General features: G+C 68.1%; 29 protein-coding genes. 10 read left to right on the top strand and 19 right to left on the bottom strand.

Features of this window, described 5'->3' with window-relative positions; genetic code table 11:
• The first annotated feature begins 85 nt into the window (after positions 1–85).
• Positions 86–1,366, top strand: a complete 1,281-nt coding sequence (gene murA / locus COC42_RS09820) for a UDP-N-acetylglucosamine 1-carboxyvinyltransferase (protein ID WP_096342926.1) — start codon at positions 86–88, stop codon at positions 1,364–1,366.
• A 79-nt stretch (positions 1,367–1,445) separates the two neighbouring features.
• On the opposite strand, the gene COC42_RS09815 is transcribed toward murA, so the two are convergent.
• Together COC42_RS09815 and COC42_RS09810 are read right to left on the bottom strand one after the other, a co-directional pair.
• Positions 1,446–2,285, bottom strand: a complete 840-nt coding sequence (locus tag COC42_RS09815; protein ID WP_096342925.1) for an acyltransferase family protein — start codon at positions 2,283–2,285, stop codon at positions 1,446–1,448.
• 10 nt (positions 2,286–2,295) lie between these two features.
• Positions 2,296–2,523 (bottom strand): hypothetical protein, encoded by a 228-nt coding sequence (locus COC42_RS09810; protein WP_141395825.1) that lies wholly within the window; start codon positions 2,521–2,523, stop codon positions 2,296–2,298.
• 98 nt (positions 2,524–2,621) lie between these two features.
• Here COC42_RS09810 and ispG point away from each other — a divergent pair, with 98 nt between their 5' ends.
• Genes ispG through COC42_RS09795 form a run of 3 tightly spaced genes read left to right on the top strand, consistent with a single transcriptional unit; the run spans position 2,622 to position 5,153 of the window.
• Positions 2,622–3,743, top strand: coding sequence for a flavodoxin-dependent (E)-4-hydroxy-3-methylbut-2-enyl-diphosphate synthase (ispG, locus tag COC42_RS09805; RefSeq protein ID WP_096342923.1), 1,122 nt, complete (start codon positions 2,622–2,624; stop codon positions 3,741–3,743).
• 40 nt (positions 3,744–3,783) lie between these two features.
• Positions 3,784–4,674 (top strand): DMT family transporter, encoded by an 891-nt coding sequence (locus tag COC42_RS09800; RefSeq protein WP_096343222.1) that lies wholly within the window; start codon positions 3,784–3,786, stop codon positions 4,672–4,674.
• On the top strand, positions 4,671–5,153 hold the full coding sequence (locus COC42_RS09795) for a GNAT family N-acetyltransferase (protein WP_096342922.1): 483 nt from the start codon (positions 4,671–4,673) through the stop codon (positions 5,151–5,153). Before COC42_RS09800 ends, COC42_RS09795 begins: the two co-directional genes overlap by 4 nt.
• On the opposite strand, the gene COC42_RS09790 is transcribed toward COC42_RS09795, so the two are convergent.
• Positions 5,145–5,540 (bottom strand): DUF1489 family protein, encoded by a 396-nt coding sequence (locus COC42_RS09790; RefSeq protein WP_096342921.1) that lies wholly within the window; start codon positions 5,538–5,540, stop codon positions 5,145–5,147. The two genes, COC42_RS09795 and COC42_RS09790, sit on opposite strands and share 9 nt — an antisense overlap.
• Before the next feature lie 34 nt (positions 5,541–5,574).
• The gene (gene mgtE, locus COC42_RS09785) at positions 5,575–6,987 is read right to left on the bottom strand and encodes a magnesium transporter (RefSeq protein ID WP_096342920.1); all 1,413 of its coding nucleotides are present in this window, start codon (positions 6,985–6,987) and stop codon (positions 5,575–5,577) included.
• 130 nt (positions 6,988–7,117) lie between these two features.
• Here mgtE and COC42_RS09780 point away from each other — a divergent pair, with 130 nt between their 5' ends.
• A complete protein-coding gene (locus COC42_RS09780; protein WP_245843967.1) occupies positions 7,118–7,573 on the top strand; it encodes a peptidylprolyl isomerase in 456 nt (151 codons plus the stop codon).
• A gap of 99 nt (positions 7,574–7,672) precedes the next feature.
• Here COC42_RS09780 and COC42_RS09775 read toward each other — a convergent pair whose 3' ends face one another.
• Positions 7,673–8,566, bottom strand: coding sequence for a LysR substrate-binding domain-containing protein (locus COC42_RS09775; protein ID WP_096342919.1), 894 nt, complete (start codon positions 8,564–8,566; stop codon positions 7,673–7,675).
• Between the two features lie 300 nt (positions 8,567–8,866).
• On the opposite strand from COC42_RS09775, the gene COC42_RS09770 reads away from it, so the two are divergent.
• The gene (locus COC42_RS09770) at positions 8,867–11,161 is read left to right on the top strand and encodes a CDC48 family AAA ATPase (protein ID WP_096342918.1); all 2,295 of its coding nucleotides are present in this window, start codon (positions 8,867–8,869) and stop codon (positions 11,159–11,161) included.
• Positions 11,162–11,165: 4 nt separating this feature from the next.
• Here the strand turns inward: COC42_RS09770 and COC42_RS09765 are convergent, their stop codons facing one another.
• The gene (locus tag COC42_RS09765; protein ID WP_096342917.1) at positions 11,166–12,416 is read right to left on the bottom strand and encodes an MFS transporter; all 1,251 of its coding nucleotides are present in this window, start codon (positions 12,414–12,416) and stop codon (positions 11,166–11,168) included.
• A 246-nt stretch (positions 12,417–12,662) separates the two neighbouring features.
• Here COC42_RS09765 and COC42_RS09760 point away from each other — a divergent pair, with 246 nt between their 5' ends.
• The 3 genes from COC42_RS09760 to COC42_RS09750 all read left to right on the top strand — a co-directional run bounded on the left by COC42_RS09760 (position 12,663) and on the right by COC42_RS09750 (position 15,924).
• On the top strand, positions 12,663–13,301 hold the full coding sequence (locus tag COC42_RS09760) for a class I SAM-dependent methyltransferase (RefSeq protein ID WP_425442837.1): 639 nt from the start codon (positions 12,663–12,665) through the stop codon (positions 13,299–13,301).
• A gap of 31 nt (positions 13,302–13,332) precedes the next feature.
• The gene (gene msrB / locus COC42_RS09755) at positions 13,333–13,734 is read left to right on the top strand and encodes a peptide-methionine (R)-S-oxide reductase MsrB (RefSeq protein WP_096342916.1); all 402 of its coding nucleotides are present in this window, start codon (positions 13,333–13,335) and stop codon (positions 13,732–13,734) included.
• A 63-nt stretch (positions 13,735–13,797) separates the two neighbouring features.
• Entirely contained in the window at positions 13,798–15,924 is a 2,127-nt protein-coding gene (locus COC42_RS09750) for a transglycosylase domain-containing protein (protein WP_096342915.1), read from the top strand.
• On the opposite strand, the gene COC42_RS09745 is transcribed toward COC42_RS09750, so the two are convergent.
• The 3 genes from COC42_RS09745 to COC42_RS09735 are packed head-to-tail and all read right to left on the bottom strand — an operon-like array spanning position 15,897 to position 17,595.
• Positions 15,897–16,574, bottom strand: coding sequence for a M48 family metallopeptidase (locus COC42_RS09745; RefSeq protein WP_096342914.1), 678 nt, complete (start codon positions 16,572–16,574; stop codon positions 15,897–15,899). The two genes, COC42_RS09750 and COC42_RS09745, sit on opposite strands and share 28 nt — an antisense overlap.
• On the bottom strand, positions 16,571–17,017 hold the full coding sequence (locus COC42_RS09740) for a YcgN family cysteine cluster protein (protein WP_096342913.1): 447 nt from the start codon (positions 17,015–17,017) through the stop codon (positions 16,571–16,573). The genes COC42_RS09745 and COC42_RS09740 overlap by 4 nt, the downstream gene beginning before the upstream one ends.
• Positions 17,005–17,595 (bottom strand): SCO family protein, encoded by a 591-nt coding sequence (locus COC42_RS09735; protein WP_096343219.1) that lies wholly within the window; start codon positions 17,593–17,595, stop codon positions 17,005–17,007. Before COC42_RS09735 ends, COC42_RS09740 begins: the two co-directional genes overlap by 13 nt.
• Positions 17,596–17,661: 66 nt before the next feature.
• On the opposite strand from COC42_RS09735, the gene COC42_RS09730 reads away from it, so the two are divergent.
• Positions 17,662–18,255 carry an ankyrin repeat domain-containing protein gene (locus COC42_RS09730; protein ID WP_096342912.1) on the top strand — a complete coding sequence of 198 codons (594 nt, stop codon included), beginning with the start codon at positions 17,662–17,664 and terminating at the stop codon, positions 18,253–18,255.
• A 103-nt stretch (positions 18,256–18,358) separates the two neighbouring features.
• Here COC42_RS09730 and COC42_RS09725 read toward each other — a convergent pair whose 3' ends face one another.
• The 10 genes from COC42_RS09725 to COC42_RS09680 form a co-directional block, all read right to left on the bottom strand.
• Entirely contained in the window at positions 18,359–18,862 is a 504-nt protein-coding gene (locus COC42_RS09725) for an MmcB family DNA repair protein (RefSeq protein WP_096342911.1), read from the bottom strand.
• A gap of 38 nt (positions 18,863–18,900) precedes the next feature.
• Positions 18,901–19,533, bottom strand: a complete 633-nt coding sequence (locus COC42_RS09720; protein WP_096342910.1) for a cell wall hydrolase — start codon at positions 19,531–19,533, stop codon at positions 18,901–18,903.
• Positions 19,534–19,703: 170 nt separating this feature from the next.
• The gene (locus COC42_RS09715; RefSeq protein ID WP_342747300.1) at positions 19,704–20,033 is read right to left on the bottom strand and encodes a DUF1491 family protein; all 330 of its coding nucleotides are present in this window, start codon (positions 20,031–20,033) and stop codon (positions 19,704–19,706) included.
• Positions 20,030–20,494: a PaaI family thioesterase gene (locus tag COC42_RS09710; RefSeq protein ID WP_096342909.1), complete on the bottom strand. Its 465-nt coding sequence runs from the start codon at positions 20,492–20,494 to the stop codon at positions 20,030–20,032. Before COC42_RS09710 ends, COC42_RS09715 begins: the two co-directional genes overlap by 4 nt.
• On the bottom strand, positions 20,484–20,951 hold the full coding sequence (locus COC42_RS09705; protein ID WP_096342908.1) for a PTS sugar transporter subunit IIA: 468 nt from the start codon (positions 20,949–20,951) through the stop codon (positions 20,484–20,486). Before COC42_RS09705 ends, COC42_RS09710 begins: the two co-directional genes overlap by 11 nt.
• 1 nt (position 20,952) lies before the next feature.
• A complete protein-coding gene (hpf, locus tag COC42_RS09700) occupies positions 20,953–21,552 on the bottom strand; it encodes a ribosome hibernation-promoting factor, HPF/YfiA family (RefSeq protein WP_096342907.1) in 600 nt (199 codons plus the stop codon).
• A 35-nt stretch (positions 21,553–21,587) separates the two neighbouring features.
• Entirely contained in the window at positions 21,588–22,295 is a 708-nt protein-coding gene (gene dnaQ, locus COC42_RS09695; RefSeq protein WP_096342906.1) for a DNA polymerase III subunit epsilon, read from the bottom strand.
• 7 nt (positions 22,296–22,302) lie between these two features.
• Positions 22,303–22,896, bottom strand: a complete 594-nt coding sequence (gene coaE, locus COC42_RS09690) for a dephospho-CoA kinase (RefSeq protein WP_096342905.1) — start codon at positions 22,894–22,896, stop codon at positions 22,303–22,305.
• Positions 22,893–23,699 (bottom strand): shikimate dehydrogenase family protein, encoded by an 807-nt coding sequence (locus tag COC42_RS09685; protein ID WP_096342904.1) that lies wholly within the window; start codon positions 23,697–23,699, stop codon positions 22,893–22,895. Before COC42_RS09685 ends, coaE begins: the two co-directional genes overlap by 4 nt.
• Complete coding sequence (locus COC42_RS09680) at positions 23,696–24,250, bottom strand: Maf family protein (protein ID WP_245844022.1); 555 nt, start codon at positions 24,248–24,250, stop codon at positions 23,696–23,698. Before COC42_RS09680 ends, COC42_RS09685 begins: the two co-directional genes overlap by 4 nt.
• Positions 24,251–24,264 lie beyond the last annotated feature (14 nt).

Raw genomic sequence — 24,264 nt, 5'->3', positions numbered from 1 at the left:
CGCGTAAGATCGTATATCATGGTCGACTGCGCGCCCCGTCAGCGACCCCGTTGCGAGGGCGACGGCGCGCCCTTAAAGCGCAGGGATGGATCGCATCATCATTCGCGGCGGCAATCGCCTGGCCGGCCGCATTCCCGTTTCAGGTGCCAAGAACGCTGCGCTGACGCTGATGCCGTGTGCGCTGCTCACCGACGAGCCACTGACGCTGCGCAACCTGCCGCGCCTGGCCGACGTCGACGGCTTCGGCCACCTGCTCAACCAGCTCGGCGTCTCGACAATGGTCGAGGGAGCGCATCCGGCCGATTTCGGCCGGGTGATGACGATGCGCGCGCAGCGGCTGACGAGCACTACGGCCCCCTATGACATCGTGCGCAAGATGCGCGCCTCCATCCTCGTCCTGGGGCCGCTGCTGGCGCGGGCGGGCGAGGCGACGGTGTCGCTGCCCGGTGGGTGCGCGATCGGCAACCGGCCGATCGACCTGCACCTCAAGGCGCTGGAGGCGCTGGGCGCCGAGATCGAGCTGGCGGCAGGCTATGTGAAGGCGACCGCGCCGGGCGGGCGGCTGGCGGGCGGGCGCTATACCTTCCCGATCGTGTCAGTGGGCGCGACCGAGAATGCGGTGATGGCCGCGGTGCTGGCGAAGGGCACCTCGATCCTCGACAATGCCGCGCGCGAGCCCGAGATCGTCGACCTGTGCAACTGCCTGCTCGCGATGGGCGCACGGATCACCGGCATCGGCGGCGAGACGCTGACGATCGAAGGCGTCGACCGGCTGCACGGCGCGACCTATCGCGTGATGCCCGACCGGATCGAGGCGGGCAGCTATGCCTGCGCCGCGGCGATCACCGGCGGCGATCTCGAGCTGGTCGGCGCATCGGCGGGCGACATGCGCGCGACATTGGCCGCGCTGGTTGAGGCGGGCGTGACGGTCGAGGAACAGCGCGATTCGGTGCGGGTGGCCGCGACCGGCGGCATGCGCCCCCTCACCCTCTCGACCGCGCCTTATCCCGGTTTCGCCACCGACATGCAGGCGCAGTTCATGTCGATGCTGACGCAGGCCGACGGCGCGAGCGTGCTGACCGAGACGATCTTCGAAAACCGCTACATGCACGTGCCCGAACTGGCGCGGATGGGGGCCGACATTCAGGTGGCGGGCCGCTCCGCAGTGGTGCGCGGCGTGACCAAGCTGGTCGGCGCACAGGTGATGGCGACCGATCTTCGCGCCTCGATGAGCCTCATCATCGCCGGCCTCGTCGCCGAGGGCGAGACGACGGTCAGCCGCATCTATCACCTCGACCGCGGATATGAGCGGCTCGAGGAGAAGCTTCAGGCGGTTGGCGCTGACATCGAGCGCGTGGGCGGCTGAACGCGTTCGGCTGCGCGAAGACCGATCAGCGGACGCAGCCAGCGGACCCTGGACCCCACCAGATAGAAGATTGCACAGGTCACCGCCGTTGCGCCGAGCAGGATCGCAAACTCGGCCCACGGGCCGAGGTCGAGCGGCAACGTCTCCCACGCGAAGAAGACGATCGAAGCGTGGTGGACGAGGTAGAAGGGAAAACCGCCTCCCCGAGCGTCTTCCGCCAGCGATGATCGCGGTTCCAGAAGCGTTCGGCGAGTCGAAACAGGACGAGCGTCATTGTCCAGCCCATCACCACGTCGGCCCCGCGCTCGGCTGCCATCGCCAGGTGCGGCGGGATGGCGTCCCCCTGCCACGTCATCTCGGCGAAGACAATGAACGCGCCGCTTATCGCCGCACCCAGCGCGGCCAGGCGCCAGTTCCGCTCGATCGCGTTCCAAAGCTGCGGCTGCGCGGCGAGGGTAAAGCCGAACAGGAACATCGGATAGTAGATCACGTGGCCGGGCCAGTCGGTGAACAGCCCCTGCTTCTCGGGCACCGTGAACAGCAGCGCGAGACGCAGGAACCCCATGACGATCAGCGGCGCCCAGAGGATGCGAAGGCCCTTGGCGATCCATGCGGCGGGCGATGCACCGGGCAGGCGATGAAGCCTCGACAGCCCCATCGTCACCATCGTGTACGCCCAGAGATAGACGACGAACCACAGATGCTCCCAGCTCGGGAACTCGCGGCCGTGATGTTGGCCGATCCGCCAGTAATCGCGCGTCCAGAAGATCCAGTAGCCATGCGGATAGCCGCGCGTCGCCACCTGGATGTACATTTCGATCGGCACCAGCACGACCATGCCGAAGGCGAGCGGCACGAGAAGGCGCAGGTTGCGCGAGCGCACGAACGGTCCTTCGCCGCCGCTTCGTGCGAACAGCATCCTGACTGGCTTAGCCTGAGACCGCGAACAGCAGGGAAAGCCGCCACGGCGTCAGCAGCGCCATCGGCGGGATGAGCTCGGGATAGCTGCGATCGGTGTCGATCACCCAGTGCCATGGCGCGAACACCATCCCGATATGGTAGAGGATGAGCAGCCCGAACGCGGCGATGCGCAGCCAGTCGAGGCCGTAATGCCGCCCCGAGCGGACCTCCGGCAATGCGGCGACGTGCGATTGCAAGCGGCGACCCTTGTTGCGGCTTGGGCGGATCGCCTTTCGCCTTTGCTCCGGGACCGCTATATCGCGCCCGAGTAACCGAAACCTTGCGGGAACCAGCAATGTCGATCCGACCGTGGCGCGATATCCATCGCCGCCAGAGCCGCCAGATCATGGTGGGCTCCGTCCCAGTCGGCGGCGATGCGCCGGTGACGGTGCAGACGATGACCAATACGCCGACCAGCGACGCGGGCGCGACCATCGCGCAGATCCGCCGCTGCGAGGAGGCGGGCGTCGACATCATCCGGGTGAGCTGTCCCGACGTCGAATCGACCGCGGCGCTTGGCAAGATCGTGCGCGCCTCGCGAGTGCCGATCGTTGCCGACATCCATTTCCACTATAAGCGCGCGCTGGAGGCCGCGGATGCGGGCGCCGCGTGCCTGCGCATCAACCCCGGCAACATCGGCTCGTCGGAGCGCGTGGCCGAGGTCGTCCGCGCCGCCAAGGCCAATGGCTGCGCGATCCGCATCGGCGTCAATGCCGGCAGCCTCGAGCGTGATTTGCTGGAGAAATATGGCGAGCCCTGCCCCGAGGCGCTGGTCGAAAGCGCGCTCGACCATATCAAGTTGCTACAGGATCACGACTTCCACGAATACAAGGTCGCGGTGAAGGCGTCCGACGTGTTCCTCGCCGTCGCCGCCTATCAGGGGCTGGCCGAGGCGACCGACTGTCCGCTGCACCTGGGCATCACCGAGGCGGGCGGGCTGATCGGTGGAACGGTCAAGTCGTCGATCGGCATCGGCAGCCTCCTGTGGTTCGGCATCGGCGACACGATCCGCGTCAGCCTCTCGGCCGAGCCCGAGGAGGAAGTGCGCGTCGGCTTCGAGATCCTGAAAGCGCTCGGCATCCGCAATCGCGGCGTGCGCGTCGTGTCCTGCCCGTCCTGCGCGCGCCAGGGGTTCGACGTGATCCGCACCGTCCAGACACTCGAGGAGCGGCTCCAGCACATCCGCACGCCGATGAGCCTGTCAGTGCTCGGCTGCGTGGTGAACGGCCCCGGCGAAGCGCGGGAGACCGATATCGGCCTGACCGGCGGCGGCGCGGGCAAGCACATGGTCTATCTGTCGGGCGTCACCGACCACACGGTCGAGGACGCCGACATGATCGAACACATCGTGAAACTGGTCGAAGCCAAAGCCGCCGAGATCGAGGCGACCGACGCCGCCAAGGCCGCAGCCGCCTGAACGCGTGACGGCGGCGCGCGTCGGCCCTAAGGCGCTGACGATGCGTGTCGCTTCCCCCGCCCTTGCCTTTGCCGCTGCGGTCGCAGGGATCGCGGTGTTTTCGGGCATGGACGCGATCATGAAGGGGCTGGTGCTCGGCATCGGCGCCTATTCGGCGTTGTTCTGGCGCAACCTCGTCGGCATCGCGGTCAGCGGCGTGCCCTATTTCGCCCGCCCGCGCCCGAAGCTGACACGCGCGGCGATGAAGCTGCACGCCAGCCGCGCGGTCATCACCGCGGTCATGTCGTGGCTGTTCTTCTGGGGCCTAGCCCGCGTGCCGATGGCGCAGGCGATTGCTCTCAGCCACATCGCCCCGCTGCTCGCGCTGTTCTTGGCGGCATGGCTGCTCGGCGAGACGGTCGGACGACGCACCGTCCTCGCCTCGCTCGTCGCGTTCGCCGGCGTGCTCGTCATCCTTGCGGGGCAGGCGAATACCGACATGGGCCCGGACGCCTTCCGCGGCGCGGTGGCGGTGCTCGCCTCGGCGCTCTGCTATGCTTTCAACATCATCCTGATGCGGCGCCAGTCGCAGCTGGCGGGGCCTGGCGAGATCGCCTTCTTCCAGTCACTGATTGTCGCCGGCGCCTATGCCCTCGGTGCGCCCTGGCTGGCCGACTGGCCGAGCGGTTTCTGGATCGAGATCGTCGGCGCCGCGGTGCTGGCGGTGGTGTCGCTCGGCCTGCTCGGCTGGGCCTATGCCCATGCGCCCGCAAGCACCCTGGCGCCGAGCGAATATACCGCCTTCGTCTGGGCCTCGATCCTCGGCTTCGTCGTATTCGGCGAGCAACTGTCGATCTGGACCGTCGCCGGTGCGGTGCTCATCATCGGCGGCTGCCTGTGGGCGGTCACCGACAGGGCGGCGATGCCGGTGGCGGAGGCGGCGCTGCCATGACCCTCGCCATTCGCCCCGCCCGACCGAGCGACGCCGCGCTCATCCACCGCTTCGTCACCGAACTCGCCGCGTTCGAGCGCGAGCCCGACGCGGTCGAGGCGACGCCCGAGAGCTTCACCGAAGCGCTGTTCGCGAGCCCGCCCGCCGCCGAGGCCGTGATCGCCGAGGTCGAGGGCGAGCCCGTCGGCTTCGCGCTGTGGTTCCACAATTTCTCGACCTGGAAGGGCAAGCGCGGCCTCTATCTCGAGGACCTGTACGTCACGCCCTCGGCGCGCGGCAAAGGCGTCGGGCGTGCGCTTCTGATACATCTGGCCGGCATCGCGGCCGGACGCGGCTGCGCAAGGTTCGAATGGTCGGTGCTCGACTGGAACCAGCCCGCGATCGACTTTTATCGTGCGATGGGCGCCGTCGGCATGGACGAATGGACGATCCAGCGTGTCGAGGGCGATGCGCTGGCCCGGTTGGCGGCGCTAAAGTAGCGCCAACGCGCTCAATTCACCGATCATCCTCGGCGGCATCGACGCGATCGCCTCACCCGCTTCGCCGAGGTCGAGGGGTGCATCGGCATGTTCCAGATAGCGCCAGCCCTGATGCGCGCGGCGCGGGCGCGCCTGCACGAGGATCAGCGCGGGGTCGATATGGATCGCGATCCGCCCGCTCTCGGCCTCGCCGAAGCCGAGGATCGGCGAGCGGGCGACAAGCGCGTGCTTGTGGATCCAGAACAGTGACCCCTGCCCCGCAATCTCCTCGTGCCGCTTGGGCAGGTAGCGCGTCGTGACCATTGGCGCGGCTCTCCCCGCAAACCACTGACGGATATCGTCGAGGCTGTCGGCGCCGTAGGCGACCTTTGTGATGTGAAGCGGCATTGCACCTGCGATTTGGGCAACCGGTGCGCGGCGATCAACCCACCAGCCCGCTTGCCGTCGCTAGCCCCAAGAAGACGAGGAACCCCATCGAATCGGTGGTCATGGTGACGAACACAGACGAGGCGATCGCCGGGTCGGCCTTCAGCCGTTCGAGCGTCAGTGGCACCAGAACGCCCGCCAGCCCCGCGATCAGGATGTTGCACAGCATCGCCGTGCCGATCACCACGCCCAGCTTCGGATTGGCGAAGAACAGCGACACCGCGATGCCGATGACGACCGCGATCGTCGCGCCGTTCATCAGCGCGATGGCAAGCTCGCGGCGCACTGCCCACAGCGTGTTCGATCGCGTCAGCTGATTGGTGGCGAGCGCGCGCACCGTCACCGCCAGCGTCTGCGTTCCCGCATTGCCGCCGACGCCCGCGACGATCGGCATCAGCGCGGCGAGCACGACCATCTTCGCGATCGTCCCCTCGAACTGGGTGATGATCGTCGAGGCGACCAGCGCGGTGCCGAGATTGGCGATCAGCCAGCGCACCCGTGCCTTGTAGCTGTCGCGTACCGGTTCGTTGATGTCGCCATCGCCGGCACCCGACAGCAGCAGCGCGTCCTCGCCTGCCTCTTGGCTGATGATGTGGACAATGTCGTCGACGGTGATCATGCCGACCAGCCGCCCGCCGCCATCGACGACCGCGGCGGAGATGAGCGCGTATTTCTGGAAGCGGAGCGCCACCTCCTCCTGGTCCATGTCGACGGGGATCAGTGTCTGCTCGCGCTTCATGACGTCGGTCACGGCGACCACGCGCGGGGTGCGCAGGATCCACGAAAGCTCGCAGGTGCCGACCGGGCGATGCGACGGATCGACGACGAACACTTCCCAGAAGTCGGTCGTCAGCTGGTCGTCGGCACGCAGATAGTCGAGCACGTCGCCGACGGTCCAATGCTCGGGCACCGCGATCAGCTCGCGCTGCATCAGGCGACCGGCGGACTCCTCGGGATAGGAGAGTGCTTCCTCGATCGCGGCGCGGTCATCGGGGTCGAGCGCGCGCAGCACCTCGCGCTGATCGTCGGCGTCGAGGTCCTCGATGATCGCCACGGCGTCGTCGGTGTCGAGCTCGGCGGCGATATCGGCGATCTGTCGCGGCTCGAGCGCGTCGACCAGCGCGTCGCGTACCCAGTCGTTCATCTCGGCGAGCACGTCGCCGTCGATCCGGTCGGCGATCGCGCTGGCGAGCGCGGCGCGATCCTCCGCCGGGGTCAGCTCGATCAGATCGGCGATGTCGGCGGGGTGCAGCGGCTCGACGCGAGCGCGCGCTTCCTCGACATCGCCCGCCTCGACCGCGTCAAGCACCGCGCGGACGAAATCGGGGTGCAGCCGGTCGTCCTCATCGAAATCGGCGTCGGCCCCCCGATCGATCTCGGGTCCGTGCAGCTCGGTCTCGCTGGTCATGCACGCCTCCCGGCCGTTCGAGGATGAGCGCGGGCTTATGCCGCGCTGCACAGAACCGCAATGGCCGCGGCTTCGTTGCCAGCAGGTGCCCGCCCGGCTAGGGGCGCTCGCACAGCAAGGAGATACTCAAGTGGCCGATGCCCCCCAGACTCTCGTCCTGACGCTCGATGGCGGCGATGTGACGATCCGCCTGCGCCCCGATCTCGCGCCCAAGCATGTCGAGCGCATCGTCACGCTCGCCAATGATGGCTTCTATGACGGCGTCGTGTTTCACCGCGTCATCGACGGCTTCATGGCGCAGGGCGGCGATCCGACGGGCACCGGCACCTCGGGCTCGAAGCTTCCGAACCTGCCCGCCGAGTTCAGCCGCGAGCCGCATGTGCGCGGCGTCTGCTCGATGGCGCGGACGATGGACCCGAACTCGGCCAACAGCCAGTTCTTCATCTGCTTCGACGACGCGACCTTCCTCGACGGCCAGTACACCGTCTGGGGCGAAGTGATCGAGGGCATGGAGCATGTCGACGCACTCCCCAAGGGTGAGCCGCCGCGCAATCCGGGCAAGATCGTCAAGGCACGGGCGGCCTGATCCGAAGCCGCACTCCCGCGGCTGCGGGAGCCGAGGGCTGCAGTTCCCGACACCGGTTGTCGGCCGTGGCCCTGCGCTCCCGCTTGCGCGGGCGCACGATCATCGTCCCGCCGGCTCTGGATCGAGGACGCCGAGCACCCAGTCGTGGAAGATCTTGACCGCCCGCGTCTGGAGTGCGCGCGGGCGGCAGACGAACCAGTAGCTGTAATCGCTGTCGACCGGTTCGAACAGGCGCACCAGCCGGTCGTCGCGCGCGCCCTCGAAATGCATTTCGAGCATGAAGGCGACGCCCAGACCCTGTGCCGCCGCTTCGAGCATCAGTGGCCCCGAATCGAAGAAGTCGGTCGTCCGCGGCTCAAGCTCGGGCATGCCCACCGCGCGGCGCCACTCGATGAACGTCTCGGGCATGTCGCGGTGGACGAGCGCGGTCAGGCCGCGCATCTGCCGGGGATCGAGGATCGGCGTGTCGCCCTCTAGCAGTTCGTGCGACCCGATCACGAATACCCGGTTGCGATCGAGCCGCCGCGCATAGAGCGCTGGATCGACCTCGCGCGCCAGCACGATTGCGGCATCGAGCGAGTCGCCCAGCCGCGCTTGGCGATTGGGCTGGGTATCGACGTCGAGATGCAGTTCGGGATGCGCCGCCTTGAGCTCACCCAGCCGCGGCATCAGCCGCTGCGAGGCATAGAGCGGCAGCAGGCCGAGGCGCAGGCGCAGCAGTTCGCCACCGCTGGTCAACGCATCGACCGCGTCGCTCATCGCGTCGAGCGCCGGGGCGATCTGCGCCAGCAACCGCTCGCCATCTGCGTTGAGAACGATTGCCTGGTGCCTGCGGTCGAACAGAGGCTTGCCCATAAAGCGCTCGAGCGCCTGCACACGCCGGCTCAGCGCAGGCGACGACAGCGCCAGCTCTTCCGACGCGGCCTTGATCGAGCCGAGCCGGGCGACCTGTACAAAGGCCTCGATGGCCGAGAGAGGCGGCAGGCGACGCATGTGCGGGATGCATTTTGCACTGCATCATCGTGCTTGGAAACCGTTTACTCCATTTGCTGTACGCATGCACATCAACGATTGTGAAAATTGCAACCGTCTTCGGTCTTTTCGCACTTGCACAATAGTTGGTAGCGATACATTTATATCGTGCCTTTCAGGCATCCTCTCCTAAAACTTTCGTGGCCGGCCCGTTGGGTCGGCCTTTTTTTTGTCCGCACGCGGCTCCCCTTGGCTTATTGGGGACCCCGATCCTATCTCGCGCGCTTCCGTCCCGACGCGGACGACAGGAGCGAGGTACGCATGGTCGACGACGAACCCCGGACACGCAAGCTGCAGGTCGCCAACGCGCGGCCCGAGGACAGCGGCCGCGGCGTTGCCCATGTTCCGCGCGCGATGCTCGCGGCGCTCGGCATCACCGAGGGTGACGTGATCGAGATCGTCGGCAAGCGATCGACCCCGGCGCGCGCGGTGCTGCCCTATCCCGAGGACGAGGGACTGGAGATCATCCGCGTCGATGGCCTTCAGCGTGCCAATGCCGGGGCCGGTTCGGGCGACTTCGTCGAGGTGCGCGCCGCCGAATCGAAGCCGGCGGGCCGGGTGGTCCTCGCCCCCGCGGCCCAGAATCTGCGGCTGCAGGGGTCGGCGCTGGCGCTCAAGCGCACCTTCCTTGGCCGCCCACTGACACAGGGCGACATCGTTTCGACGGTCGGGCAGCAGCGCGTCGCAAATATTCCCGCGAGCGTCGCCCAGCACCTGCGCGCACCCGCCTATGCGCTCCAGGAGATCCGCCTTGCCGTCATCTCGACGGTGCCGCGCGGCATCGTCCATATCGACGAGACTACCGAGATCGAGCTCCGCCCCGACTATGAGGAGCCCAAGGACGCGCGCCGTGCCGACGTCACCTATGACGATATCGGCGGCATGCATCAGACGATCGACCAGCTGCGAGAGATGGTCGAACTGCCGCTCCGCTATCCCGAGCTGTTCCAGCGCCTGGGCGTCGATCCGCCCAAGGGGGTGCTGCTCCACGGCCCGCCGGGCACCGGTAAGACGCGCCTCGCCCGCGCCGTCGCCAACGAATCGGATGCCGAGTTCTTCCTCATAAACGGGCCAGAGATCATGGGCTCGGCGTACGGCGAATCGGAAAAGCGCCTGCGCGAGGTGTTCGAGGAAGCGACCCGCGCCGCCCCTTCGATCGTCTTCATCGACGAGATCGATTCGATCGCGCCGCGCCGCGACCGCGTGCAGGGCGAGGCCGAGAAGCGGCTCGTCGCCCAGCTTCTCACGCTGATGGACGGGCTGGAGGCGCGCGCGAACCTCGTCGTCATCGCCGCGACCAACCGGCCCGAGGCGATCGACGAGGCGCTGCGCCGCCCCGGCCGTTTCGACCGCGAGATCATCGTCGGCGTCCCCGACGAGCGTGGACGGCGTGAGATCCTGGGCATCCACACGCGCGGCATGCCGATCGCCGACGATGTCGATCTCGACGAGCTTGCGCGCACCACCTACGGCTTCGTCGGCGCCGACCTCGCGGCACTCGCGCGCGAGGCGGCGATCGACGCGGTGCGGCGGATCATGCCGCGCCTCAACCTCAGCGAACAGACGATCCCCGCCGACGTGCTCGACAACCTGTCGGTCCAGCGCGCCGACTTCGTCGAGGCGCTGAAGCGCGTCCAGCCCTCCGCCATGCGCGAGGTGATGGTGCAGGTGCCGCAGGTCCGCTGGAGCGACGTCGGAGGCCTCGACGAAGCGCAGATGCGGCTGAAGGAGGGCGTCGAGCTGCCGATGAAGCGGCCGATGGCGTTCAGGCGGATGGGCATCCGGCCGGCGCGCGGCTTCCTGCTCTATGGTCCCCCCGGCACCGGCAAGACCCTGCTTGCCAAGGCGGTTGCGCGCGAGGCGGAGGCGAACTTCATCGCGGTGAAATCGTCGGACCTTCTCTCCAAATGGTATGGCGAGAGCGAGCAGCAGATCGCCCGGCTGTTCGCCCGCGCGCGCCAGGTGGCGCCCTGCGTCATCTTCATCGACGAGCTCGACAGCCTCGTGCCCGCGCGCGGCGGCGGCCTTGGCGAGCCGCAGGTGACCGAGCGGGTGGTGAACACCATCCTCGCCGAGATGGACGGGCTGGAGGAGCTCCAATCGGTCGTCGTCATCGGTGCGACCAACCGGCCGAACCTGATCGACCCGGCGCTGCTGCGGCCCGGCCGATTCGACGAGCTCGTCTACGTCTCGGTCCCCGATGCCGAGGGGCGGCTGCGCATCCTGCAGATCCAGACGGCGCGGATGCCGTTGGCGGAGGATGTCGACCTCGCCGCGATCGCCGACCGAGCCGACCGGTTCACCGGCGCAGACCTCGAGGACGTGGTGCGGCGCGCGGGCCTGATTGCGCTGCGCCAATCGCTCGACCTGGGCGAGGTCACGATGCACCATTTCGAGGCGGCGCTCGCCGACTCGCGCGCGACGGTGACGCCCGAGATGGAGCAGGAATATGCTCAGATGGCCGCGCGCCTGAAGCAGGAATCGGCCGCGCTCCAGCCGATCGGCTTCATCGCGCCGGGCATGCTGCAAGGGCGCGGGCCGAAGGGCGGCGACTGACGCCTCAGGCCGGGCGGGACGTACCGCCCGGCCTGAACGCCTGCCCCGCATAGACGAGCAGCAGCGCCAGCGCCGCCGCCGCGACCCAGTAGGGAAGCGGGCGATAAACCTCGTACAAAAGGACGCCGATCGACGGGCCGAGGATGAAGGCAGCGCCGTTAACTGACGTCACCTTGCCTGCCACCGAGCCTTGCGCCGCCGCCCCGACCGCGAGCGAGGCACCTGCGGTAAAGCCTGGCCTCAGGAACCCGAACCCCATCGCCGCCAGGCCGTAACCCATGGTGATGCCATAGAGGCTGCCGGCGTTCGCCGTCGCCGCGCAGCCGACCGCGCCGAGCACGCAGCCTGCGAGGACCAGCCGCGCCGGGCTGAGGTCGAGGAGCGGGATTAGCCCCCATTGGACGAGCAGCGCGGCCCCCGCCCCCACCATCAGTACGATGCCCGTTGGCCCCAGCGCCTCGACCGGCGGCAGGCCGAGCCGGTCGATGACGAGGAACCCCATCGTCTGGCCGATCATCGCCTGCGCATGGCCCATCACCAGCCCGACGATCATCCAGCCGCGCACCCGCCGGTCGAAATAGCCGACGCGCTCGGCCGCCGGCGCGGTCGCCGCGGTGACAGCAGCGCCCGACGCCTGGCCGCCGACCGACGGATAGCTCTGCGCCGCGCCGTGAGCGCCGGCGGTCGGCCCGTCGGCAGGCAGCATCCGCGCTGCTGCGATACCGGTGACAAGCCCGACGGCTCCGAAGACGAAGGCGGGTCCCGCCAGTCCGATCTCGACCCCACCGACCGACCCGAGCAGCAGATAGGGCGCCACCGCCGGGCCGATGATCGTGCCGAGCCCGAAGGCTGAACCGAGCAGTGCCAGCATCCGGGTCCGGTCCTCGCGCGCGGTCGATCCGGCGACGATCGCCTGCACCGCGGGCGGCGCGGCTGCACCGAACCCGCCATAGAGCATCCGCGCCCCGACAAAGGCGACGAACGCCGCGCCGCCCGTCAACCACCCGTTGATCCCCGCCATCAGGAACCCGCCGCACAACGTCACCGACGCGGTGAAGCCGGCGAGTCCCAGCAGCACCATCGCCCGCCGTCCACGCCGATCCGACCGATTGGCCCAGAAGGGCGCAGCGACGACCCACAGCAGCGCCGATACCGAGAATGCCGCCGCTACCGCCGTGTCAGCGACGCCGAGCGACCGACCGAGCGCGGGCAGCACCGACTGCAGCGCGGTGTTGCCAGCGGCGATCACCAGCATGACGGTGAACAGCAGGACGAAGGTCCGGTCGAGCCGCTCGATTTCATCCTCCCGGCGTTACTGGCGTCGCCAGCGTAGCGTCACGAGCGGCGACGACAACCATGGCCGGACGCTCTCGGTACGTCGGCACAAACTGCTTGATCTCGATTACGGCCGCTGCAACCGGCAGCCCACTGCGAACGTTACAACTTTACGACAGGGGCAAGCCCCGCCATGGTCGCGCCGTTTTCCAGCAAGAGTAGCCGAATGCCGCCAATTTCGACGACGCAGACCCCCGGCGCATCGCTGGCCGAGCCAGCATTGCCCGCCTCGCCCTGGGGCATGTTCCTGCGCGGTTTCCTGAAGCAGCCGGCAATGGTGGGGTCGATCGTGCCGTCGTCGGGACGGCTCATCCGCCGGATGCTCGCCCCCGTCGATTGGGCGGGCACGAAACTGTTCGTCGAATACGGTCCTGGCGTGGGCACCTTCAGCCGCGCGATCCTCGACCGGCTGCCCGCAGACGGCGTCTACCTGGCGATCGACACCTGTCCCGACTTCGTACGCTATCTGCGCCAGACGATCCGCGACGACCGGATGCGCGCGGTCCACGGCTCCGCCGCCGACGTCGAGCGCATCGTCGCCGAGCACGGCTTCGAAAAGGCCGATTACGTGCTCTCGGGCCTGCCCTTCTCGACGCTGCCCGATGGGGTGGGCGACGCGATCGCCGACGCGACGCGGGCGGTGATCCGGCCGGGCGGCGCGTTCCTGGTCTATCAGTTCGCGCCCAAGGTGCATGCGTTGCTAACGCCGCGCTGGACGGCGATCGACCATGCTGTCGAATGGTGGAACGTGCCGCCAGCCAATCTGTATTGGGCGCACCAGCCCCCGGCGCGGCCACGCGATTGAACTCGGCTGCTCGAGCACACACATTCAAGCCATGGAAAAACTGCTCCTGACCGATGCCGAGTGGCGCGAGCGGCTGACGCCCGTCCAGTATCATGTTCTGCGCGAGGCGGGGACCGAACGCGCCTTCTCCGGCGCGCTCAATGCCAACAAGGCCGATGGCCTTTACAGTTGCGCGGGCTGCGGCAACCCGCTGTTCGACAGCGACGACAAGTATGACTCGGGCTCGGGCTGGCCCAGCTTCACGCGCCCGATCGGGCCGGATGCCGTGACCGACCACGAGGATCTGAGCCACGGGATGCGCCGGGTCGAGACGCGCTGCGCGCGCTGCGACGGCCATCTCGGCCATGTCTTCCCGGACGGACCGCCGCCGACGGGGCTGCGCTATTGCATGAACTCGGTATCGCTCGATTTCCAGCCGCGTTCAGGCGACTGACAGTCGGGTTCGCTCATGGCGGCGCTTGTGAACCCGGTCCAGCCCGCCTAATCGCGTCAGTCGATGCCTGCCGCTGCCAAGTCCCGCAAAGCCCCTGCCCCGCGCTGGCGGCGCATCCTCAATTGGACGGTCATCGCGGGCGTGGCGGCGGCGCTGATCGGCCTGCTCGCGCTCGTCATCGCGGTCTATACCGCGCGTGCCTCGCTGCCGAGCTTCGAGGAACTCAAATCCTCACCCAACGGCCAGATGATCCGCGTTCACGCCGCCGACGGCACGGTGCTCGTGTCGCTGGGCCCGAGCTATGGCGAGTGGATCCCCTATCGTAACATCCCGCTGGTCATGCGCCAGGCGATGGTGTCGGTCGAGGACCGGCGCTTCCGTTCGCACTGGGGCGTCGATCCGATCGGCATTGCCCGATCGGTCAAATATGCGTTCGAGCGGCGCGGCACCGGCCGCCGCCTTCAGGGTGCCTCGACGATCACGCAGCAGGTTGCGCGCACTGTATTCCTCTCGAACAAATACGACTTCGGCCGCAAGCTGCGCGAGATCATCCTCGCGCTCGCGATGGAACGGAAGTTCTCGAAGGATCAGATCCTCGAGCTCTATCTCAACAAGGTCTATTTCGGCGGCGGCGCCTATGGCATCGACGCCGCCTCGCGCCGCTTCTTCCAGCATCCCGCCAGCAACCTTTCTCTTTCCGAAGCGGCGGTCATTGCCGGCCTCGTCAAGGCGCCGAGCCGCTATTCGCCTACCGCCGATGCCGAAGCCGCGGTCGATCGCGCGGGTGTCGTTCTCGGCCTGATGGTCGAGACCGGTGCGATCAGCGCCGCGGAAGCCGCCAGCGCCGAACGCACACAGGTCAAGCTTGCGCCCGAACCCAGGCAGAACAGCGTCCGCTACTTCACCGACTGGGCGCTGCCGCAACTCGAGATGCTGATCGACGAGACGCAGGCGCCGCTCGACGTCTGGACGACCCTCGACCTGTCGATGCAGGCGGCGGGCGACCGTGCGGTCCGCGCACATGCGCCGGGCGGCGCGCAGGGTGCACTGGTCGCGCTCGATCGCGACGGTGCGGTACGCGCGATGGTCGGCGGCAAGGATTATGTGAGCTCGAACTACAACCGCGCGACCCAGGCCGCGCGCCAGCCGGGATCGGCGTTCAAGCTCTTCGTCTATCTCGCCGCACTCGAAGCCGGGGCTAGGCCCGACGATCAGGTGGTCGACGAACCCGTGACCATCGATGGCTGGAGCCCGCGCAACAGCTCGGGCCGCTTTGCCGGGCAGATGGACCTGCGCTCGGCCTTTGCCTATTCGGTCAATACCGTCGCTGCGAAGCTCGGGCAGCAGGTGGGCTTCGGCACCGTCGCCGACATGGCACGCCGCTTCGGCATTACCACGCCCGTCGGTACCCGGCCGGCGATGGTGCTCGGCACCAGCGACGTGCGCGTCCTCGACATGGCACGCGCGATGGCGAGCGTGGCCAACAAGGGCGTCGCCGTGACCCCCTACGGCATCACCCGCGTCACCACCAACGGCCAGGTGATCTACAATCACGAGGTCGATACCTCGCGCGTCCTCGTTGCACCCTATGTCGCGGCGCAGATGACCGATCTCCTCCAGTCCGCGGTCGCCACCGGCACCGGACGCGCCGCACAGATCGGCCGCCCGGTCGCGGGCAAGACGGGCACCACCACCTCGAACAAGGACGGCTATTTCTTCGGCTTTTCGAGCGGCATCACCACCGCGGTCTGGATGGGCCGCGACGATGCCAAACCCGTTGCCGGGCTTCAGGGCGGCCGCGCGCCCGCGCAGGCGTTCGCCGACTTCATGAAGGTCGCGGTGGCCAAGCGACCTGTCGAGCAGTTCGAGACGCAGGTGACCCTCCCCGAATGGCAGGTCGAGCCCGACGAGGAGAGCTATTATGGCGAGCCGGACAATGGCGTCTTCGTCGATCCCGACGGCAATCCGATCGGCCAGCCCGCCGCGCCGGGACAGGGCGACTTCGTGACACCGGGCGAGGAGGGTGAGGAGGTTGCGCCGCCGCCGCTCGGGCAGGAAGGCGAGCGGCTTGATCGCGACTGGATCAATCGCGCGCTCGGTCGCGAGCCGGGCGAGCGCCAGCCGCCGCCGCGCGACACCCGCCGCCTACCGCCCCAGGACGATCAGGCGGGCGACTTCCCCAACCAGTGAAGGCCCGCGCCGTGGCGGCGCAGCCATGTCATTGCGGGACGCGGATCGGCGCCGAGCAACTCGCGCTCGAGCGCGTGGAAGGCGGGGCCGTGGTTCATGTGGCGGCGATGTGCCACCTCATGCGCGACGACGAAGCGGCGGACACGATCGGGCGCGAGGATCAGCCGCCAGCTGTAGCGGATCGCCCCGCCCGCCGAGCAGCTGCCCCAGCGTGCGCGCGGATCGCCGATCGCCACGCGCTCGATCGAGACGTTCGCTTGACCCGCGACGGAGAGCGTTTCTTCGGTCAGTACTCGCAACGCTTCGCGGCGTAACCAGCGCTCGACCCGGTCGCCGAATCTCTCGGCCGGGCCGCCGATTACCAACCGGTTGTCCTCGCGCACCGGCGTTCGCGCTGCGCCTGCCCGCCAGACAAGAGTGAGTTCGCCATCGCCGAAGGGTATCACCGCCCCCGGCACGAAGGGTAGAGCCCGCGGCAGCCGAGCGCGCTGCGCCTCGATCCAGGCGGACTTGGTGAGGGCCCAGGCGAGGCCGTCACGCTTGGAGCCGCGCGGCGGCAGGGTCAGGCGGACAAGGCCGCTTGCCGGATCGACCGACAGGCGCATCCGCCGAGCGCGCGGGTGGCGGACGACCTCGATGCCGTCGATCACAGCGGGCGGTCGATCAAGTGATGCTCGAAATCACCGGCATCGTCCTCGCTCACCGTCCAGCCGCGCACCGACTCACCGGCACGGTGCACCGCCTCGGAATCGCCGCAGACGAGGTGATGCCAGTCGGGCAGTGGCAGCCCCTCGCCACGCAGCCGATAGGCGCAGGTCGCCGGCAGCCAGGCGATGCCGTTCATCACCGCCCGCGCGGTGAGCCGCACGCAGTCGGGAACATAGGCGCGGCGGTTACGGTAGTCGCTGCAGCGCGCGGTCTCGCGGTCGAGCAGCCGGCAGGAGACGTTGGTCGCGGCGAGCTCCCCCGTCTCCTCGTCCTCTAGCTTGTGCAAGCAGCACTTGCCGCACCCGTCGCACAGCGCCTCCCACTGTGCGCGGTCGAGCCGGTCGAGCGGCGTGTCCTCCCAGAACCGGCCGGTCACGACACCCATTTGGCGAGCGTGTCGGCCACCGGTTTGCTCCCCTCGTCGGCAGGCACCAGCGCGATCGGCTTGCCCTCGCCGTCGATCAGATAGGTTTGGCGGCTGTGGTCCATCAGGTACGCACCGGGAGTCGAGCCCTCCTTGCGCGCGGCATAGATGGCGAACGCCTTCTGGACGCTCTCGATCGTCTTGGCCTCACCCGTCAGCCCGACGGTGCGCGGATGGAAGTTGCCGACGAACTGCTTGAGCACCGCAGGGGTGTCGCGCGCCGGATCGACGGTGACGAAGACAGGCACGACCTTCGCCGCGCGAGCGGGATCGCTCGCCTCGAACGCCTTCAGCCCGGCCGTGATGTTGGCCATGTCGACCGGGCAGACGTCGGGGCAGAAAGTGTAGCCGAAATACATGATGCGCCATTTGCCCGCGAGCTGGGTGTCGGTGAACCTGCGGCCATTTTCATCGGTCAGCGTGAACGGCCCGCCGATCCGCGCCCCCTCCAGCGGCGGCGCTTCCTTCGGCGCGGCACCACAGGCGGCAAGGGCGAGCAGGAGGGGCGCGAGCAACAGGCGAAACCGACGATCGTTCATGGCATCGCCAGCCATGATCTGTTAGCCGGTGATCCGCAAGCCACCGCCCGACAGGATCGTTTGCCCGTGAACAAGCTGATTTTCGCCCTTGCGCTGACCACGCTCGCCGCCCCCGTTTCGGCGCAGCAATTCTCCGAAAGCTACAAGTTCCTCGAAGCGATCCGCAAGGAAGACGGCAACAAGGTCAACGAGATCCTCGGCGCGCCGGGCCAGACGATCATCAACACCCGCGACCGGGTGTCGGGCGAGGGAGCGCTCCACATCGTCACCAAAAGGTCGGACTCCGTCTATCTGCGCTTCCTTCTGCAAAAGGGCGCCAATCCCGACATCGGCGACGCGCGCGGCGAGACGCCGCTGCTGATCGCGGTCGGCAACGGCTTCGACGAGGGAGTCGATATCCTGACCCGCTACAACGCGAACATCGATGCCGCCAATTCAAGCGGCGAGACCCCGCTTATCCGCGCGGTGCAGATGCGTCGGTTCGAGCTTGTCCGAAAGCTGCTTGGCGCCGGCGCCGATCCGGACAAGACCGATATCGCCGCCGGCATGTCGGCGCGCGACTATGCGAAGCGAGACACCCGCTCGCCGGCGATCGCCAAGCTCCTTGCTGATGCGCCCAAGAAGGCGGCGCGGCGCTCGACGGGGCCGGTGCTGCGCTGAGCCCGTCATTCTCGCGAAGGCTGCAATCGCTTGCGGTGAAGCTCTCTAGGTCGCCCGACAGTTATCCCAGCTTTCGCGGGAGCGACGTTCTGGGGCACGACGCCTAGAACCCCGTCTCGCCCGCCACACCGTCGGGATCGATCGCCGCCATCATCCGCCGTGCCGCCCGCCGCGCCAGCGCCAGCGTGCAGCGCTTTCGCGTGGCGGCGGCCAGCATGTGTGTCGCAGGTTCGCGCAGCACCGCCGCGTCGTAGCGGTCGGCGACGATCACCCCCGTCCGTTCAGGCAGGAACGCCGCGCCGTCGAGTGGACGTGTGTCGAACCCCTCGGGCACCGCCCAGTAGAAGCGGTCGCAATGTTCGAGATAGTCGGTCCACTTGCCGTCACCAAGCAGATCAGCGCGCGACACCTTAATCTCGACGATCACCAGCCGTCCGGCGGCATCGATGCCCATCAGGTCGGCGCGCCGCCCGCCCTCGAGCGGCATCTCGGCGATCGCCATGACGTCGTGTCGCACGAGGAGGCGGCAGACGCCGCGCGCGACATCCGCGGCGATCATCGGGGCCCTCGAGTCGATGGACGGGGGATCGGCGGGCAGCGAAGCCATCGCCGATCCCTAGAACATTCTAGGAACGCTGAAAAGTCTCAGCGATAGAAGATGTGGTTGCCGAGCATTGCGACCTTGGCCCGATTCCAGCTGGGGGAGACATGGCGCGCGTGGAAGAACAGGGCCTTGCCCGCCTTGCTTTCCCACAGGTCGTTCTTTGCGACCTTGGCGATGGCGACGGCGGTGTGCCACGCACGCTTGGTCGACTGGACGGCGGGCAGGCGGCCGCCACGCACGAAGCTGAACTGGCCGGGCTGGGTCAGCACCTTGCACACATCGGTGGGGAAGCGGCCCGAGCGGGTACGATTGAGGATCACCTCGGCGACAGCGAGCTGGCCGTGGAGCGGTTCGCCCTGTGCCTCGTAATAGATGCCGGTGGCGAGGCAGCGGAGCTGGCGATCCATGTCGCCGGGCACCGACTGGGCGGCGACGGCATCGCGCAGCGTGTCGAAATCGGCGGTCTGGACGGGGGTTTCGGCGTCGGCCGGTTCCTCGCGCGTCCACTCGGCGGGCACGATCGGCGAGGGGGGAGTCGGAACCTGGCTAGGATAGGGGGCGTTCATCACCTGCCCCGCGACGCCGGTCGCCAAACCCGGCGTCGAAACGCAGACGGAGATGCCTGCGCAAGATGTCACCGCCGCAAACATGGCGGCGCGTGCCCATGACTTCATTTTCGTTCATACATGTGCGGTTGGCGCGCGACGCGGGCAGTCAGGGCGATCGGATCAGCCCTTCGTACCGCGCCGGGCTTCCCCCCGACTGCGTCACCACCGGGATCGCACCCCGCTGGCACAACGCCATTAAGACAGGGGGGCGCCTATCCTGCTGCGCTGCCGCATTGTCAACCCGATGCGATTGTTTCGTCGGCGAGACGGTCCCCGCTTGCGACATCGACCTCGACGACCCACAAGTCGGGGTCGCGCGCGCGGCGACGCTGCCAATATTCCGCCGCTGCGACCGGATCGGCATCGACCGGCCCCGACTCGATGAGCCTCCCCGCTTCGCCCAGCCCACGTTCGCGAAAACGCGGGTTCATGCCCCGATCGAGCAGCAGGACGAGGATCGCGCCGCCGGTCGGGTCGCCCTTGGCCAAGATCATCGCACTGCCGCCCGCCTGATGCGCACGCCGGACCAGTGCCGAGACGCGCATCGTACTCGTCAGGCGAGTCACGGCCTCGCATAACCGGGGAGGGAGGCGAGGGCGATGCGGCTGCGCATGAACGTGCCGGTACCGCGGGCGACCTCTTCCCCCTCATCGTCGATCAGCCGCGCATCGGCGACGAACACGCGCCGCCGTCCACTGATCCACCGCCCTTCGGCCACTACCGGCCCTTCACCGAGCGGCCGCGTGAAGAGAAGGTTGAACTGCGTCGTAAGCAGGAATCGGTCGGTGACGAGGCTGTTACACGCATAGAAGGCGGCATCGTCGAGCAGCTTGAAATAGCTCGTCCCATGGGCCGCGCCGCCGGCGTGGAAATAGCGCGCATCGAGCATGAAGCGGATGCGGGCCACGCCCGCCTCGGCGATCTCGAGCGCGGAATCGAACAAGCGGTTGATCGGCGCGGCAGCGTATAGCGATTCGAGCGCACGGAAATGCGCCGCCTCGCCGCCCCCGCCGCGTTCAGGCGGCATCGCGCGCCTCGACCCCCGTCAGCAGCGCATAGATGGCATCGCGCGAGCCGGCCCCGCGCAGCTTGTCGGCGAATGCCGCATCGCGGAGCCGCCGCGACACCCGCGCCAGCGCCTTGAGGTGCTCACCGCCGGCATCCACGGGAGAGACGAGCAGCATCACCAGATCGACCGGCAGGCCATCGACCGCCTGGAAGTCGACGGCACTCGACAGGCGCGCGAACAACGCGCGCACCTGCCCCAGCTCCTCTATCCGGGCGTGCGGGATGGCGATGCCGCCGCCAAAGCCTGTCGAGCCCAGCTTCTCGCGCGCGAGCAGGCGGTCGAGCAGCAGCTTCGGCTCCACCCCCAACGGCCCTGCGGCCGCCGCCGCAAGCTGCTGAAACAGCGCTTTCTTATTGCCGGCGGCGAGGTCGACTACCACCGCCTCCGGCGCGATCAGGTCACTCAGGTCGGTCACGTCATCCCGCGCGGTTGGGTTCGACCCATCCGATCGTCCCGTCATGGCGCCGATAGACCATGTTGTATGTGTCCGTCCCGCTATTCTTGAACAACAATGCGTTGGTGTTCCGCAGGTCGAGCATCATCACCGCATCGCTGACGCTGGCCGACGGCACGTCAACGCGCGTCTCAGCGATGACCAGGGGGGCGTCGGCGACCTCTGCCTCATGATCGCCGCCGTCGCCGAACACGGTATAGCCAGCGTCGAACGTCGAATTGTCATAGGCCATGGCGTCGGCCGCGGCGATCACTTCACCGGCATTACGATCCTTCAGCCGGCGCATGTAGCGCCTGAGCTGCTTCTCGATCTTGTCGGCGGCACCATCGAAAGCGCCATGCGCGTCCTGGCCGGTGTTCGCGCTCTTCAGGATGAGGCCCTGCATCACATGCGCGACGATGTCGCAGGTGAAGCCGTGATCGTGCGGCCCCTTGCCGAACACCACCTGGGCCGAGATCGCGCGACTGAAATATTTGTCGGCGATCCCCTGAAGACGGTCGGTCACGTGGGTCTTGAGCGCATCACCGGTTTCCACCTGATGTCCCGAAACACGGACGTCCATCTTCTTTCTCCTTCTTGTTGGGCGCCGACGGGCGATCAGCCCGCGGCGACGGGATCGGCTTGGCCCCAGAGCGGGTCCTTGAGGTCCGCAACAAAGGCTGCGTGCCGCTCAAGTTCCGCGGGGCTGGCGGAAAAGACGCGCGGTGGCCGGATCGACACGGTGGCCGGAGCCGCCACCGCGACCGATGCGACGGCCGATGGTGCGAGGTCGGCGACGAGGCCGAGACCGATCTGCCGCCCGCCCGACAGCTCGACATAGACCTGCGCGAGCAGCTGCGCGTCGAGCAGCGCGCCGTGCAGCACACGCCGGCTGCGATCGATGCCGAAGCGCGAGCAAAGCGCGTCGAGCGTGTGCTTGGCGCCTGGCAGCCGCTGCCGCGCGATCGCCAGCGTATCGACCATGCGGCTGGTGCAGACGAGCGGGCGGCCGCACTTGCCCAGCTCGCCATTGATAAAGGCGAAATCGAAGCCGGCATTGTGGGCGATCATCGGCGCGTCGGCGATGAAGTCGAGGAATTCCTCACAATGTTCGTGGAACCGCTTCTTGTCGGCGAGGAAGGCATCGGACAGGCCGTGCACCGCCTGTGCCTCTGCCGGCATCGAGCGTTCGGGATTGAGATAGACGTGGAACACCCGCCCCGTCTCGACCCGGTTGACGAGCTCGACGCAGCCAATCTCGACAAGCCGGTCGCCGCCGGGAAAGCTAAGGCCCGTCGTTTCGGTGTCGAAGACGATTTCGCGCATTCGCCTCTTATCGACCCTGCGACGAAGCGAGGCAAGCGATGAGGTCGCGAACGGCGGCGCGCGTCGCCTCGATCGAACCGCCGGTCGGGATGACATGATCGGCGCGCGCGCGCTTGTCCGCATCGGGCAGCTGGCGCGCGAGAATCGCCTCGAACTTCTCGGCGGTCATACCGGGTCGGGCGAGCACGCGCGCACGCTGGATCTCCGCCGGTGCAGATACCACGGCGATCCGGTCAACCTCGCGCCAGCCCGACTTTTCGAAAAGAAGGGGTACGTCGAGGACGACGAGCGGCGCGGCTGCGTGCTCGGCCAGGAACGCCTCGCGCGCCGCGGCGACGGCCGGGTGGATGATCGCCTCGAGCTGGGCGAGCGCGGCGTCGTCGCCGAACACTGCCCGGCCGAGCGCCGCACGATCGACACCGTCGGGGCCGGTGGTGCCGGGGAACGCCGCCTCAATCGCGGGCAGAAGTGCGCCGCCCGGCCCCTGGAGGCGGTGGACCTCGGCATCGGCATCGAACACGAGCACGCCTTCGTCGCGGAACATCGCCGCCACGGTCGACTTGCCCATCCCGATCGAGCCGGTCAGGCCAACAAGGATCATGCGGTCAGGCGCGCGCGCAATTCGTCGTCGCGGTCGCGCGGCGGCTCGGCACCGAAGAATAGCCCGAACGCTGCCGCCGCCTGGCCGATCAGCATCTCGAGGCCGTCGATCGTCGCCAGCTCGCGCATTCGCGCTGCCGCCAGCAGCCGCGTCTCGAGCGGCGCGTAGACGATGTCGTAGACGATCGCGTGTTCAGGCAGCGGATCGAGGTCGAGGACCAGCGGCGGCTGACCCTTCATGCCGAGCGGGCTGGTGTTGACGACCAGATCCACCGGCGGCAACGGCGCGGCGAAATCGACGACATCGCCCTTGAGCCCGAACTTGGCGAGCAGGCCCGCGCCCTTCAGCGGGTTGCGCGCCATCAGCGTGACCGCGCCGATTCCCATCCGCGACAGCGCGAACAGCACCGCCCGCGCCGCCCCGCCCGATCCGACGACCACGGCATGGCCGCCCGCCAGATCGGTGTCGGCGAGGGGCGCATAGAAGCCGGCAGCATCGGTGTTGGTGCCGACCAGCGTCCCGTCGTCCGACCGGAACACGGTGTTGATCGCGCCGATCGAGCCGCGCACGTCGCCAGGGTCGGGCACATGATCGAGCGCCGTCTCTTTGTGTGGAATGGTGACATTACACCCCCGCCAGTCGGGATCGGCGGCGCGGTCGGCGAAGAAGGTACCCAACCCATCTGCTTCGACACGGGTCGCCCTATAACTGCCCTTGATGCCCAGTGCTGCGAGCCAGAAGCCGTGGATCACCGGCGACTTGGAATGCGCGATCGGATCACCGATGACTTCGGCGTAGTTCATGACGTCATCACCCCGCGCGTGCGCAGATAACCCAGCAGCGGCAGCAATGGCAGGCCGAGCACGGTAAAATGGCTGCCCTCGACCCGGGAGAAGAGCTGCACGCCCGGCCCCTCGATCCGGTAGCAGCCGACACATCCCGAGATCGCCGGCCATTCGACGTCGAGATAGGTCTCGATGAACGTGGGCGAAAGCGGACGGACATGCATCCGCGCGCGCTCGACGTGCCGCCAGACCGGCCGCGTCCCCTCGACGATGACCGCCGCGCTCCACAGTTCGTGGACCTGTCCCGACATGGCAGTCAGATGCTCGGCCGCCTCTGCGCGGCTCACCGGCTTGTCGAGCAGCCGGCCGTCGTGGAGCGCAACGACCGAGTCGCAACCGAGAATCAACCCCGGTGCGCCGAGCGCTGCGACTTTCGATGCCTTGAGCTCGGCCAGCGCATCGGCGGTATCGCGGGCACTCAGCCCTTGCGCGGCGAATGTCGCCTTGGCCGCATCCTCGTCCACCATCGCAGCGACCGCCTCATGCGGGACCCCGGCGTCGGTCAGCATCGCGCGGCGGCTGG

Origin of the sequence: Sphingomonas spermidinifaciens, from assembly GCF_002351485.1 — a bacterium.
Classification (GTDB): domain Bacteria; phylum Pseudomonadota; class Alphaproteobacteria; order Sphingomonadales; family Sphingomonadaceae; genus Sphingomonas; species Sphingomonas spermidinifaciens.
Note: the sequence above shows the minus strand (reverse complement) of the source record. Positions and strands in the feature narration are given on the sequence as shown.

Coding starts and splice junctions, on each gene's coding strand:
- murA (WP_096342926.1), top strand. CDS start 86: ATGGATCGCATCATCATTCGCGGCGGCAATCGCCTGGCCGGCCGCATT.
- COC42_RS09815 (WP_096342925.1), bottom strand. CDS start 2,285: ATGCTGTTCGCACGAAGCGGCGGCGAAGGACCGTTCGTGCGCTCGCGC.
- ispG (WP_096342923.1), top strand. CDS start 2,622: ATGTCGATCCGACCGTGGCGCGATATCCATCGCCGCCAGAGCCGCCAG.
- COC42_RS09800 (WP_096343222.1), top strand. CDS start 3,784: ATGCGTGTCGCTTCCCCCGCCCTTGCCTTTGCCGCTGCGGTCGCAGGG.
- COC42_RS09795 (WP_096342922.1), top strand. CDS start 4,671: ATGACCCTCGCCATTCGCCCCGCCCGACCGAGCGACGCCGCGCTCATC.
- COC42_RS09790 (WP_096342921.1), bottom strand. CDS start 5,540: ATGCCGCTTCACATCACAAAGGTCGCCTACGGCGCCGACAGCCTCGAC.
- mgtE (WP_096342920.1), bottom strand. CDS start 6,987: ATGACCAGCGAGACCGAGCTGCACGGACCCGAGATCGATCGGGGGGCC.
- COC42_RS09775 (WP_096342919.1), bottom strand. CDS start 8,566: ATGCGTCGCCTGCCGCCTCTCTCGGCCATCGAGGCCTTTGTACAGGTC.
- COC42_RS09770 (WP_096342918.1), top strand. CDS start 8,867: ATGGTCGACGACGAACCCCGGACACGCAAGCTGCAGGTCGCCAACGCG.
- COC42_RS09765 (WP_096342917.1), bottom strand. CDS start 12,416: ATGCTGGTGATCGCCGCTGGCAACACCGCGCTGCAGTCGGTGCTGCCC.
- COC42_RS09760 (WP_425442837.1), top strand. CDS start 12,663: ATGCCGCCAATTTCGACGACGCAGACCCCCGGCGCATCGCTGGCCGAG.
- msrB (WP_096342916.1), top strand. CDS start 13,333: ATGGAAAAACTGCTCCTGACCGATGCCGAGTGGCGCGAGCGGCTGACG.
- COC42_RS09750 (WP_096342915.1), top strand. CDS start 13,798: ATGCCTGCCGCTGCCAAGTCCCGCAAAGCCCCTGCCCCGCGCTGGCGG.
- COC42_RS09740 (WP_096342913.1), bottom strand. CDS start 17,017: ATGGGTGTCGTGACCGGCCGGTTCTGGGAGGACACGCCGCTCGACCGG.
- COC42_RS09735 (WP_096343219.1), bottom strand. CDS start 17,595: ATGAACGATCGTCGGTTTCGCCTGTTGCTCGCGCCCCTCCTGCTCGCC.
- COC42_RS09725 (WP_096342911.1), bottom strand. CDS start 18,862: ATGGCTTCGCTGCCCGCCGATCCCCCGTCCATCGACTCGAGGGCCCCG.
- COC42_RS09720 (WP_096342910.1), bottom strand. CDS start 19,533: ATGAAGTCATGGGCACGCGCCGCCATGTTTGCGGCGGTGACATCTTGC.
- COC42_RS09710 (WP_096342909.1), bottom strand. CDS start 20,494: ATGCCGCCTGAACGCGGCGGGGGCGGCGAGGCGGCGCATTTCCGTGCG.
- hpf (WP_096342907.1), bottom strand. CDS start 21,552: ATGGACGTCCGTGTTTCGGGACATCAGGTGGAAACCGGTGATGCGCTC.
- dnaQ (WP_096342906.1), bottom strand. CDS start 22,295: ATGCGCGAAATCGTCTTCGACACCGAAACGACGGGCCTTAGCTTTCCC.
- coaE (WP_096342905.1), bottom strand. CDS start 22,896: ATGATCCTTGTTGGCCTGACCGGCTCGATCGGGATGGGCAAGTCGACC.
- COC42_RS09685 (WP_096342904.1), bottom strand. CDS start 23,699: ATGAACTACGCCGAAGTCATCGGTGATCCGATCGCGCATTCCAAGTCG.
- COC42_RS09680 (WP_245844022.1), bottom strand. CDS start 24,250: ATGCTGACCGACGCCGGGGTCCCGCATGAGGCGGTCGCTGCGATGGTG.